Raw genomic sequence first — 12,061 nt, forward strand, 5'->3', positions numbered from 1 at the left:
ATCATTTTCATAGTCCATTTACCTTAATTAATGAAACCATCGCATTCCCATCAAACTGCCTCCTCTTCTTTTAAAAACAGAGAGCACATTACGATCGTAATGTGCTCTTTTTCTTATTTCTGATCTAAGATTGTCTGAAGATCTTCTTCATTAAACTGATAAGTCTTACCACAGAACTGACATTTTACTTCAGCACCATGATCTTCATGAATCATGGCTTCTAGCTGATCACTTGGTAAAGTGATCATAGCCTGTTCAAATTTTTCTTTTGAACAATCACATTCAAAAGAAAGATCCTGTGAAGCTAAGATTTCTAGTTCATCACCGAAGATCATTTCTAGAATCTCTTCTGGTGTTTTCCCTTCGTTCAATAATTCTGAAACAGCTGGGAAGTTTTTCATTTTTTCTTCAAGATAAGAGATATCTTCTTCAGTAGCTTCTGGTAGAAGCTGAAGAATGAATCCTCCACTTGATAATACAGTGTTATCGTCATCTACAAGTACACCAACTGATACAACTGATGGTACCTGTTCTGATGCCATAAAGAAGTATGCGAAATCATCTCCGATTTCACCAGTCTGTAATGGAACATTACTTGTAACTGGTTCTTTTAGTCCCATATCTCTGATGACCTGTAATGATCCCTGGTTACCGACACATACGCCAACCGCAAGTTTTCCTGAGTCATTGTATGTATAGTGAACATGAGGGTCACCGACGAAGCCTTTGATTTTTCCATCACAGTTTGTAGTAGTAAGTACTGTACCGATAGGTCCACCACCATTGATAGTGACTGTTAATTTATCATTGCTTTTATTCATAGCCCCCATCATTAATGTAGCTGACATAGTTCTACCAAGTGCAGCACTTGCACATGGCCATAAATCATGATGTTCTCTTGCTTCATTAACTAAGTTCTTTGTCGTACAGGCAAAGACACGTGTATTTCTTTTGTTGACTAAACCTCTAACTAAATAATCTTTCATGTTATTCTCCTCATCTAGATCGCAATCATCTGTATGAGCGGAATTATCATACATGCTACTAAGAGAGTGATTACGATCAGCGTTATATAACGTCTTTTCATTTGTTTCCCCCGATAAGAAAATAAAGCGCATAGCGCTTTATTTCATTTCATCTAGTAGATCATCATCTATAGAAACAGGTGTTTCTTTTACTGGTTCTTCTACTTCTTCAGTATTATCATCATCAAATGTTTCAGGCATTTTTCCTGTTTCATAAAGTGCTGTAATCTGTTCAGCATTTAATGTTTCATTTTCAAGCAATGCATTAGCGATAAGTTCAAGCTTATCTTTTTGTGCATTGATAATATCAGTTGCTTGTTTATGAGCATCTTCAATAATCTTTCTTACCTGCTGATCAATTTCAAAGGCAATCTGACTTGAATGGGTATTGCTTAAACGAGAATAATCTCTTCCTAGGAAGACCGCATCCTGTCCACTATCGTATTTGATTGGTCCTAATTCAGACATACCTAATTCAGTAACCATCATACGAGCAATTCGTGTTGCCTGTTCAATATCGTTATGAGCACCGGATGAAATATCTCCGAAGAAGATTTCTTCAGCGACACGTCCACCCATAAATCCAGCAATTGTAGCTAAAAGCTGAGTCTTTGTCTGGAAGTATGTTTCTTCTCTTGGTGTCATTAAGTTATAGCCACCAGCTTCTCCACGAGGAACAATAGTAACTTTCTGTACCTGGTTAGCATCTTCCAATGTTAACCCGATAATCGCATGTCCAGATTCATGATAAGCGACAAGTTTTCTTTCTTTTTCAGTATATTTTCTTGAATGCTTAGCTGGACCACCGATAACACGGTCAATTGATTCATCCACATCATCCAATGTGATAACTGAATGACCCTGTCTTACTGCTAATAATGCAGCTTCATTTAATACGTTTGCTAATTCTGCACCAGAGAAACCTGGAGTTCTCATCGCAATATTTTCAAAGTTTACATCAGGTGCAAACTTCTTATTACGTGCATGCACCTTAAGGATAGCTGCTCTTGCACGCTTATCAGGATTTGATACCATAATCTGACGGTCAAAACGACCTGGTCTTAATAAGGCTGGATCAAGAACGTCAGCACGGTTTGTAGCGGCTAAGATGATAACACCTTCACTACCTTCAAAACCATCCATTTCAACTAATAACTGGTTAAGTGTCTGTTCACGTTCATCGTGTCCACCACCGATACCAGAACCTCTCTGTCTTCCGACAGCATCGATTTCATCGATGAAGATAATACATGGTGCATTCTGTTTAGCGTTCTTGAACATATCTCTAACACGTCCAGCACCAACACCGACGAACATTTCTACGAATTCAGAACCTGAGATAAAGTAGAATGGAACATTGGCTTCACCGGCAACTGCTCTTGCCAATAATGTTTTACCTGTACCTGGAGGCCCAACCAATAGGACACCTCTTGGGATCTTAGCACCCATGTCTACGAATTTCTTAGGATTTTTAAGGAAATCAACTAATTCAGTTAATTCTTCTTTTTCTTCATCAGCACCAGCTACATCTGTGAAACGAGTCTTTTCGTTCTTTTCAAGCTTAGCTCTAGAATTACCGAACTCGAATGCTTTCGCATTACCACCAGCAGCTCCACTGAAGTTTCTAAAGATAAAATACATTGCTCCAATAAGAATGACATATGGTACTACACCAAGAATAAAATTCCATACCATAGAATTTTCTTCTTTGTTTTCATAGTCAATCTTTGCAGAAGAATATTTATCCTTGATCTTCTGATTAAGTGAATCTATTTCCTGTTCAGTCTTAGGAATAATAGTCTTAAATTTGTTTTCTTTTGTCTTTCCATTTGATTTTGAAGTATAAGTACCTTCTACATTAACAATGTAAGTACCTGGCGTCAAAGTCATCTTAGTAATCTTCTTATCTTTGCTTTCTACAACAGATACAAATTCACTATATGACAATGAATCAGATCCACCCACACGATTAAGTGCAGGAATAATGGATGCCAATAGTACCAATACTACAAACCAAGGTAAAATAGCTTTAAATAAATTCTTGTTTTTACCCATAAGTATCTCCTATTCTATTGTGCATAAACCTCTTCTTTAAGAATTCCTACATATGGCAAGTTTCTGTATTTTTCATCATAATCCATACCATATCCAATAACGAAAGCATTAGGAATTTCAAATCCGACATATTTTGCCTGGATTGGATATTCTCTTCTTTCCTGTTTATTTAATAAAGTCGCAATTTCAACACTTGCAGCACCTTTTTCTAGCAACATGGCTCTTACAGTATGAAGAGTTTTACCAGTATCTAGAATATCTTCAATAATTAAGATATTCTTTCCTGTAATATCGATATCGATATCTTTTTTCACAATAACATTACCTGTTGATTCAACTCCGTCATAAGAACTTACGTCCATAAAATCAAATTCAACATCTAGATGAATATGTTTAGCAAGTTCTGCAAAGAAAGGAACAGATCCTTTTAATAAACCTACAAGTAACACATTTTTCCCTTTATAATCTTTTTCAATGACTTCAGCTAATTCTTCACATCTCTTTGAAATCATTTCACCTGAAAATAAGATTTCTTTACAATCCTTATGCACAATTAATTCCTCCTATAAGTCTTCATTTTATCACAAAAAAATAGGGATTAATAGACAAATACCCTTTTCTTTTTGCAATTTCAGGGACCAATAAAACTTCCCCTTTACAATTTAATACAACCGGCCAGATTCTCCTTTGATTCTTTGGAATCTTAGCATCAATAAACAGTCTTGAAACCTTCTTTGTCCCACCTGCAGTCACAATACGATCGCCTGGTTTCATGTTCCTGATTGTCAAAGGAAAATCCTCTTCTTTTACAGGAATGCCACTATTTAATGACCCTTCGCTCTTAATGGAAAAATACTCACATTCAAAAGTTTCTCCTTGATTTATTTGATATGAGTATTCCTCAACCGCACTGTGTAATTGTATAGTTATATTATTGTACTCTTTTATGAACAAAAAATGAATAGGTAAATTCATTTGTATATTCGGTTTTTCACTCTTTATTTGTTTTTTTATTTCTTCTATCAATGATCTACCGATCATTGTAGAAGGTATGCATTCTTCAAGTAAAGCATACAGAAAGGTATCCATTAAATGATCTTCTACAAGATGAAAATCAATTTTTCCTTGTTTATGATAAAGATCAAGATATCCTTGAATAGCTTCTTCTTTCTCTTTCTGCTTACAATTAATATCCTGTGCTCTTTGATACAATGCTTCCTTTTCTTCTTCACTATAAGTATTTAAGATCGTATTGCGTACACGATCTCTTTCAAAATCTACACCAAAGTTAGTATAGTCATCATGAAAGGTGATTCCTTTCTCTTCACAGTATCTTCTTAAATCCTTTTTACGACAAGATAAGAACGGCCTGATGATCTTCATGCCCATCACCTGACTTACTTCCTTGATGCCAATAAAATGGCTCTGTGAGCCTCTATTTAATGACATATAGATATTCTCTAAGACATCATCATGATGATGTCCTAATACCACAGCATCCGCTTTATATTGACGCAGTAAGTCCTTATAGAAAAGATAGCGCACTTCTCTCGCCTGTGACTGAAAGTTTCCTTTTCCTTCATGATGTTCTACTTCTTTATAAGCAAACTTTATTCCATATTTTTGACAGTAATCATGAACAACCTGGTAATCAATATCTGTATCATTTCGTAGATTATAGTTTACATGAGCTACAATACAATGAAACCCTTCTTTTCTTAAGCAATCAAGAAGAGCCATAGAATCGCATCCTCCTGATACACCTACAATATAGGTTCTATCATGATGTAATAATGTCTTATTTAACATACATGCCTCCTAATAAAAAAAGGGAATCATCAAGATCCCCATCCATTTGTCTGTGTTAATCTTTTTATCACCAGACGTGTCTCTATTATTTCTATTATTGCCATAATAATCAATAATATACCAATTATCATAGTAACGCTTAATAGAGAAGATAATGGATGAAGAATCATGATTCCAGCAAATAGTATTTCTACTACAGCTTCAAGAAATAAGAAAGCCCATTTGACTTCTAATGTTCCCACTAACATAAATGAAACCTGAATCTTTACGAGAGCTTTCATCACAATCCAAATCGCAAATACAAGTGGTAGTACCATCATGATATGCATAGGATCAATGCCCATGACTAATCCTAGGATGATGGAGAAGACTCCTATCAATAAATCACTAGAATATGGTCTTAAATGGGCATCTAGGAAAGCATAATGAATAAGGTGGTAGACACCATCTGCTACTAGAAAGCAGCTAATGATGGTAATAAGAAGACTCATCATCTTGAATGGAAATAAGACCATAATAATACCAACAATAAGCATAATAAACGCATTTACTAATGTCATTTTCTCATATGCTTTTACATACTCTTTCACTTCTTATTACCTCCCCTTAAGTAGAGAACATATCCTTCATCATGATAGAAGAAGGATTCATCAAACTTAACAAAGCCTAAATCAAGCAGAAGACGTCTTGAACGATCGTTTTCTTTGTAAATATAAGCAATAACTTTATTATGAGGAAAAGTCTCTTTAATATAAGCAAGCAAGCCTCTAACAGCTTCTCTGCCATATCCCATTCCCCAATAAACACTATCTAATGTATAGCCAATAGTAAGACAAGTCTTGCTGACGGTTTCTAGATGAAGATCACCAATCATAGTCCCATCTTTTAAAGTGACTGCCAACTGTGTCTTCTGCTTAGGTTCCCCTTCATAAGGATGATTTAATGTATAAGTTACAAGGTTTCTCGCTTCTCTTTGCGAAAAGCGTGTCCATGATTGAAACTTTGATACTTCTTTCTTATTGCGATATTCATGAAGTCTTACTTCATCACCTAAGCGAAGCGTTCTTAATATCAATCGCTCTGTCTCAATGTTCATCTTTTAGATTATGATAGATAAATAACATTCTATCTTTCCCATTCATATCTTTGATAATTTCAAATGGGGTATCTCCAAAATATTCATGAACAGCTTTTTCCATGATTTCTCTTTGGTCAAAGCCCATTTCAAATCCTAATAAAGCTCTATCCTTGATTACTTTTTTTACATCCTTAAAGATTTTTCTGTAGAAATATAAACCATCTTCTCCACCAAATAAGGCTACGTGAGGTTCATTATCCTTAACCATAGGATCAATATTTTGATCTTGTGGGATATAAGGTGGGTTAGATACAAAGACATCTACTTTTACATGATGATCAATCAAAGGTTCAAGCATATCACCTGCATAGAATGTTACATTTGCACCTAGATCATCATTATTCTTTTTAGCAACTTTCAATGCCTCTTCACTAATATCAGTAGCGACAACTTTAGCTTTTGGTACTTCTAGATCTAATGAGATACCAATAGCTCCTGAACCTGTTCCTACATCACATAGATCTATTTCTTCTTGATCTTTGAAATAATCATCAATACGATATAACAACTGTTCTACTAATTCTTCTGTTTCATATCTAGGAATAAGAACATTCTCATCTACTGAGAATTCTCTAGAAAAGAAATATTCTTTTCCTTTGATATACTGTACAGGTTCTCCATTCAGATATCTTTCTAGATATTCACTGTATGTCTTATAGATATCTTCTGGGACTTCTTCATCCATTTTAAGATAAAGTTCATGTGGCTGTAGATTAGAAACATGATAATAAAGTACCTTTGGAACATTGCAGTCCTTATTATTGGCATCTAGTTTTTCTTCTGATTCTTTGATCAATTCTCTAATAGTAGGCACTAGTTCTGTTCTCCCTCTAATTTACGTTTCTGATCTTCATTGATTAATGCTTCAATGATATCATCAAGTTTCCCTTCCATAATCTTATCAAGCTGCTGAATAGTAAGCCCAATTCTATGGTCAGTCACACGATTTTGTGGGTAGTTGTAAGTTCTGATCTTTTCAGCACGATCTCCTGTACCCACTTTACTTTTACGTTCTGCACCAGCTTTAGATTCTTCAATTTCTCTAAAATGTTCATATACACGTGTTCTAAGAGACTGCATAGCCTTATCACGGTTATCATGCTGAGAACGACCATCCTGACTTGTTGCGACAATTCCTGTTGGAATATGTGTAATACGTACGGCAGAGTCAGTCTTATTGATATGCTGCCCTCCGGCACCAGATGATCTGTAAGTATCAATTCTTAAATCTTTTGCTTCAATCTGTACATCTACTTCTTCTGCTTCAGGCATTACAAGCACTGTTGCTGTTGAAGTCTGAACACGACCCTGTGATTCAGTCTTAGGTACACGCTGTACACGGTGTGAACCTGATTCATATTTTAATTTAGAGTAGACACTATCACCTTTTACACTAAAGGAAATAAGCGAGTACCCTCCTGCTTCACTTGTCTGTGCTTCTTCAATTTCAATCTTCCATCCCTGGTTTTCAATATATTTAGAGTACATTCTAAATAAGTCTCCAGCGAAGATATTACCTTCATCTCCACCTGCAGCACCACGGATTTCAATAATAACGTTCTTTCCGTCATTTGGATCCTTAGGAATCAATTCAAGCTGAATACGTTCTTCTAGTTCTGGTCTTTTCTTTTCTAGCTCTTCATATTCCATCTTAGCCATTTCTTTAATATCAGGATCACTATCACTAAGCAATAACTTAGATTCTTCAATTCCATCCAATAGCTTTTTATATTCTTTATACATGCCATAAGCTTTTTCTAAAGAACTCTGTTCCTTAGATGCTTCAGTCATTCTTTTTACATCATTTGCAATGTCTGGATCCATGAGAATTTGTGTCAATTCATCATATCTTTTTGCGACTGTTTCAAGTCTATCTAATAATGTGTTCATAACTTCTCCTCCAAATTCTTACCTATTATAATATATAATTATGCATTGTGCAAAATGATTTGAAAAAACGGTATTTTTTTAAAATGAGAAAATATAAGACAAACATATTAAAAATGTTCTATGATGATACAAGGAGGTAACAACAATGATTAAAGCAGTTATTTTTGACATGGACGGTTTAATGATAGATAGTGAACGTGTCACATTCGAATGCTATCAGGAAGTATTAAAAGAAATGGGATTAACAATGAGTCAATCATTCTATATTTCTCTTCTTGGAAAACCAATTCCAGGCATTCAAACTCGTTTTTATGAAGAATATGGGGAAGATTTTCCTATTAATGAAGTCATCAAAGCTACTCATCAACTAATGGCAGAACGCTTTGAAAAAGAAGGTGTCCCAATTAAAAAGGGACTCATTTCCCTACTTGATTATCTAAAAGAACATAACTATAAAACCATCGTTGCAACCAGCTCAACAAGAGATCGTGTCGATTCCATCTTAGCCAATGCCCACTTAACAGACTATTTTGATGCATCCATCTGCGGTGATGAAGTCACACATGGAAAACCTGACCCAGAAGTTTTCTTAAAATCATGTGAAAAACTCCATGTATCCCCTGATGAAGCCATCGTCCTAGAAGATAGTGAAGCAGGAATACTATCTGCTTATGATGCCAAAATCAAAGTCATCTGTATTCCTGATATGAAGTATCCAGAAGAGTCCTATGCAAAAAAGACAACGCATATTCTAGATTCACTTGATGAAGTGATTCAATTTTTAAAATAAAATATTCTTCATCCTTTTCTCTATTTCTAGTATAATATGAAAGTCAAGAAGGAGTTTGGTTATGTATAATCAGTATAGAGAAGGATGGCTAGAAGTCATCTGTGGCTGCATGTTTGCAGGAAAAACAGAAGAGCTCATTCGTCGTATTAACGTATTAACTTTTGCTAAAAAGAAAATCATTGTCTTCAAGCCAAAAGTTGATAACCGCTATTCAGAAACAGAAATCGTTTCTCATGCCGGGGCACATGTGCCTTGTATTGTCGTTGACAAGGCCGCTGATATCCTCGAATATATCGAAGAAGATACAGATGTGGTCGCAATCGATGAAGTACAGTTCTTTGATGAAGAAGTTGTCAATGTCTGCGACTACCTTGCAGATAGCGGACTTAGAGTCATGGTAGCAGGATTGGACAAGGACTTCCGTGGAGAACCTTTCGGTGTCATTCCTGACATTTTAACAAGAGCAGAATTTGTCACTAAGCTTACTGCCGTATGTGCTAAGTGCGGTGCACCAGCAACTCGCACACAGCGTATTGTCAATGGCAAACCAGCTTCATTTGATGATCCTGTTGTTCTTGTTGGAGCCAAGGAAACTTATGAACCACGATGCAGACATTGTCATGAAGTTATTGATAAGCCACAAAAATTTCATCAATTCAAAAAAAGAATCCAGGACTAATCCTGGATTCTTTTAATTTTCTCGAAGTGCTTTCTTTTCTTCTTTAATTTCCCAATTAATCAAAAATGTCAACAAGCCCCTTAATACAATGATAGCACCAAGAACACCCAATTCACTCCATGTTCTCGCAATGATTGTTCTAAGTACTTCGCCACCCATCTTAAATGTCAACGATAAGGCAATCCCCTGTGCCAAATAGAGTCTAACCGACTCATTCTTTCTGATCCAATAATAGAATCCCTTGACAGCAGTATAAACAAGTACACATGTTCCAAACAGTTCCAACATAAAAACAGAAATATTCGCAATTATTTCTAATATTTCATGCATATCCGCAATTAAATGAGTCATAAGCTCACCCCTTATTTATTATATAATATAAAAAAAGAAATAAGAATATATATCCCTATTTCCATTTTGATATTTTAGACACAACCTGATTATATAATTTTAAATCATCCTGATATATAATCACTGCTTCTTTACCTTTAATATCATTATAGGAATAATCCTTATTATCCTTATATGGAAAAAGACTTTCCTTCCTATCTGTATACTTTCCAAGTGCTCCCTTATTGATGTAGTACTTATTTTGATATTTACATTTCTTCAAGAATAAAACATATTCCTGTCCATCATGCATATTTAAATAGCCGTCTTCCACAAAATAACTTTGCCATGCTGAAGGTGTAGAAGGTTCATATACTTCAATAAGCTCTCCACATCTCCCCTTATAAAGCTTAGAAACCTGGAATTCTCTTAATACTGATTCAAGACGATAGCCTTCTACTTTCTTGCATGCGCCTTTTACAATCAAATCAGATGATTCATAAAGCTCACTATAGCTTGTCTTTTTATGTGTCATACTACTTTCATCAAAAGATACATGGGCATTGCGATTATAGACATCACCAAGAGTATAAGCTGGCTTGAAAGACCTCTTTGCAGCATATGTCCATCCACACATTACAAGAATACATAATACATTAAGAACAAGTAATAATTTCTTCATCATGCTTCCACCAAATTCCTATTCTTTAATAGAAGTGTATAATCAGCTAAATCCTGTAAATCTTCCACATTATGAGAAACAATCACTATCGTTTTTCCTTTTTCTTTTTCTTCAAGAACAATCTTTTTGAAGATTTCTACACCATCGTCATCTAATGAATTTGTTGGTTCATCAAAAAGAAGGACATCAGGATTTTCCATTACCGCTTGTGCAATAGCTAATCTTTGTCTCATTCCTAATGAATATTTTCTTGTACTCATATCTTTAGCATCATAAAGTCCTACTCTCTTCAAGGCTTCAAGAATAGTTTCCTTATCAATAATCTTTCTAATTGATGCAAGAAAAGTAAGACATTCCATACCTGTCATATCTTTCCAGAAGATCGGTGTTTCAATGATTGTACCAATATAAGGCTTATAAGCCTTATGGTCTTGATTATAGAATGTCACCTTGCCTTCTGTTGGCTTACTCAGACCACAAAGAAGCTTTAATAACACTGTCTTTCCAGTTCCGTTCTTCCCTCTAATAAGATAAATGGATCCATCGTTGAATTCACAATTCACTTGATCCAATATGTCATTATATCTAAATTTTTTACTTATATTTTCTAATTTAATCATAATCTTTCTCCACAGGCATCCAAATCAAAATCAAATACATAATTAAGATAAGGATGAAAAATAATGTGAAATGTATATTAAAAAATGGCTTTTGAGAAAGTCTCAATACCATATGAGATGACATAGGATTCATACTTAATAAACTGTATTGTTTTCCATACATTAAAAAGAATCCCCACGCACAAAGAAATGTCATAATCATGATATTGGCACATAATACAAATGAGCCCTCCGCAAATCTTCTGATGATTTCATATATCATCATGAAGATAAGCTCCACACAAATAACATTTACTGTAGCTAAAGGAATACTTTGCAATGAGAATGTCATTCCTTTTATCGTTCCAATTACAATTATAAGTCCCATCATGATGAATACTTCACTTATAATTAAAGACATAATTCGTCGTATGCAATATAAACGATAGCTTATTTCATTCTTCATTCTCATGCGAATAAAAAGTCTATTATCATGCATTGTCTGTATATCCATTATTGCAAAAATCATTATAAGCATATAAGGCAATAAATATTTTAAAACATATGGGATATACCAATAGAGTTCTGCCCCTTGATAAAGGCATGAAACAACCGCCTCATCCAAGGTATGTCCTTTAATAACGACAAAAATATGAATCATCATAAGTAATGTATATAAGATAAATCGTTTTCTCATACGCTCTCCTTTTCTGGACAGAGATAATAGAGAATTAACGCTATTATTGAAACAACGATCCAATAAATCATACAATTCACCATAATGTAGTGAATTCCCCATGAAGAATCATTCCAAATAATACCAAGCTGTCCTGGTGCAAATACAGAGATTGCAAAAAAGGCAAGTACAAGTGATAGAATAATACTTTTTATGTAGTTCATATTGTACACAATGACTGCTAAAGCCATAGTGTAAAATTTTTTGTGTAAATTCGTTTTGTCGAATTTTATCTGACGTTATTCAATAGACAAAAAAGGTATATTCCTTGTAGAATGATTTCTGCAAACAAAACAACCACAAAGGAGTATACCCATGAATCATTTTA

At 34.7% G+C, this 12,061-nt stretch carries 15 protein-coding genes; 2 read left to right on the top strand and 13 right to left on the bottom strand.

The features are described 5' to 3' along the window. Positions 1–113 precede the first annotated feature (113 nt). From hslO to prfA, 8 genes are all read right to left on the bottom strand, one after another. Complete coding sequence (hslO, locus tag J6L95_RS01485; RefSeq protein WP_287457856.1) at positions 114–986, bottom strand: Hsp33 family molecular chaperone HslO; 873 nt, start codon at positions 984–986, stop codon at positions 114–116. 138 nt (positions 987–1,124) lie between these two features. Continuing rightward, positions 1,125–3,080, bottom strand: coding sequence for an ATP-dependent zinc metalloprotease FtsH (gene ftsH, locus J6L95_RS01490; protein WP_287457858.1), 1,956 nt, complete (start codon positions 3,078–3,080; stop codon positions 1,125–1,127). A gap of 14 nt (positions 3,081–3,094) precedes the next feature. Beyond that, positions 3,095–3,631, bottom strand: coding sequence for a hypoxanthine phosphoribosyltransferase (hpt, locus tag J6L95_RS01495; RefSeq protein ID WP_029071416.1), 537 nt, complete (start codon positions 3,629–3,631; stop codon positions 3,095–3,097). Positions 3,632–3,653: 22 nt separating this feature from the next. Then, the gene (gene tilS / locus J6L95_RS01500) at positions 3,654–4,889 is read right to left on the bottom strand and encodes a tRNA lysidine(34) synthetase TilS (RefSeq protein ID WP_287457861.1); all 1,236 of its coding nucleotides are present in this window, start codon (positions 4,887–4,889) and stop codon (positions 3,654–3,656) included. A 29-nt stretch (positions 4,890–4,918) separates the two neighbouring features. After that, positions 4,919–5,479 (bottom strand): HdeD family acid-resistance protein, encoded by a 561-nt coding sequence (locus J6L95_RS01505; RefSeq protein WP_287457863.1) that lies wholly within the window; start codon positions 5,477–5,479, stop codon positions 4,919–4,921. Beyond that, on the bottom strand, positions 5,476–5,964 hold the full coding sequence (locus J6L95_RS01510) for a GNAT family N-acetyltransferase (RefSeq protein ID WP_287457865.1): 489 nt from the start codon (positions 5,962–5,964) through the stop codon (positions 5,476–5,478). Before J6L95_RS01510 ends, J6L95_RS01505 begins: the two co-directional genes overlap by 4 nt. A gap of 10 nt (positions 5,965–5,974) precedes the next feature. Beyond that, entirely contained in the window at positions 5,975–6,841 is an 867-nt protein-coding gene (prmC, locus tag J6L95_RS01515; RefSeq protein WP_029071412.1) for a peptide chain release factor N(5)-glutamine methyltransferase, read from the bottom strand. Next, complete coding sequence (gene prfA / locus J6L95_RS01520; RefSeq protein WP_287457866.1) at positions 6,841–7,917, bottom strand: peptide chain release factor 1; 1,077 nt, start codon at positions 7,915–7,917, stop codon at positions 6,841–6,843. The genes prmC and prfA overlap by 1 nt, the downstream gene beginning before the upstream one ends. A gap of 145 nt (positions 7,918–8,062) precedes the next feature. On the opposite strand from prfA, the gene J6L95_RS01525 reads away from it, so the two are divergent. Next, positions 8,063–8,707: an HAD family hydrolase gene (locus J6L95_RS01525; RefSeq protein ID WP_287457867.1), complete on the top strand. Its 645-nt coding sequence runs from the start codon at positions 8,063–8,065 to the stop codon at positions 8,705–8,707. 61 nt (positions 8,708–8,768) lie between these two features. After that, positions 8,769–9,386 (top strand): thymidine kinase, encoded by a 618-nt coding sequence (locus tag J6L95_RS01530; protein ID WP_029071409.1) that lies wholly within the window; start codon positions 8,769–8,771, stop codon positions 9,384–9,386. 12 nt (positions 9,387–9,398) lie between these two features. On the opposite strand, the gene J6L95_RS01535 is transcribed toward J6L95_RS01530, so the two are convergent. The 5 genes from J6L95_RS01535 to J6L95_RS01555 are packed head-to-tail and all read right to left on the bottom strand — an operon-like array spanning position 9,399 to position 11,897. Next, positions 9,399–9,737: a DUF1622 domain-containing protein gene (locus tag J6L95_RS01535; protein ID WP_287457869.1), complete on the bottom strand. Its 339-nt coding sequence runs from the start codon at positions 9,735–9,737 to the stop codon at positions 9,399–9,401. A 55-nt stretch (positions 9,738–9,792) separates the two neighbouring features. Then, positions 9,793–10,401 carry a hypothetical protein gene (locus tag J6L95_RS01540; RefSeq protein ID WP_287457871.1) on the bottom strand — a complete coding sequence of 203 codons (609 nt, stop codon included), beginning with the start codon at positions 10,399–10,401 and terminating at the stop codon, positions 9,793–9,795. Then, positions 10,398–11,018 (bottom strand): ABC transporter ATP-binding protein, encoded by a 621-nt coding sequence (locus J6L95_RS01545; protein WP_287457872.1) that lies wholly within the window; start codon positions 11,016–11,018, stop codon positions 10,398–10,400. Before J6L95_RS01545 ends, J6L95_RS01540 begins: the two co-directional genes overlap by 4 nt. After that, the gene (locus J6L95_RS01550; protein WP_287457873.1) at positions 11,011–11,694 is read right to left on the bottom strand and encodes a hypothetical protein; all 684 of its coding nucleotides are present in this window, start codon (positions 11,692–11,694) and stop codon (positions 11,011–11,013) included. The genes J6L95_RS01545 and J6L95_RS01550 overlap by 8 nt, the downstream gene beginning before the upstream one ends. Beyond that, complete coding sequence (locus tag J6L95_RS01555; RefSeq protein WP_287457875.1) at positions 11,691–11,897, bottom strand: hypothetical protein; 207 nt, start codon at positions 11,895–11,897, stop codon at positions 11,691–11,693. Before J6L95_RS01555 ends, J6L95_RS01550 begins: the two co-directional genes overlap by 4 nt. Positions 11,898–12,061: the final 164 nt, after the last annotated feature.

The sequence above is a fragment of the Kandleria sp. genome, from assembly GCF_017934775.1.
Taxonomy (GTDB): Bacteria; Bacillota_I; Bacilli_A; order Erysipelotrichales; family Coprobacillaceae; genus Kandleria; species Kandleria vitulina.

Coding starts and splice junctions, on each gene's coding strand:
- hslO (WP_287457856.1), bottom strand. CDS start 986: ATGAAAGATTATTTAGTTAGAGGTTTAGTCAACAAAAGAAATACACGT.
- ftsH (WP_287457858.1), bottom strand. CDS start 3,080: ATGGGTAAAAACAAGAATTTATTTAAAGCTATTTTACCTTGGTTTGTA.
- tilS (WP_287457861.1), bottom strand. CDS start 4,889: ATGTTAAATAAGACATTATTACATCATGATAGAACCTATATTGTAGGT.
- prfA (WP_287457866.1), bottom strand. CDS start 7,917: ATGAACACATTATTAGATAGACTTGAAACAGTCGCAAAAAGATATGAT.
- J6L95_RS01525 (WP_287457867.1), top strand. CDS start 8,063: ATGATTAAAGCAGTTATTTTTGACATGGACGGTTTAATGATAGATAGT.
- J6L95_RS01530 (WP_029071409.1), top strand. CDS start 8,769: ATGTATAATCAGTATAGAGAAGGATGGCTAGAAGTCATCTGTGGCTGC.
- J6L95_RS01535 (WP_287457869.1), bottom strand. CDS start 9,737: ATGACTCATTTAATTGCGGATATGCATGAAATATTAGAAATAATTGCG.
- J6L95_RS01540 (WP_287457871.1), bottom strand. CDS start 10,401: ATGATGAAGAAATTATTACTTGTTCTTAATGTATTATGTATTCTTGTA.
- J6L95_RS01545 (WP_287457872.1), bottom strand. CDS start 11,018: ATGATTAAATTAGAAAATATAAGTAAAAAATTTAGATATAATGACATA.
- J6L95_RS01550 (WP_287457873.1), bottom strand. CDS start 11,694: ATGAGAAAACGATTTATCTTATATACATTACTTATGATGATTCATATT.
- J6L95_RS01555 (WP_287457875.1), bottom strand. CDS start 11,897: ATGAACTACATAAAAAGTATTATTCTATCACTTGTACTTGCCTTTTTT.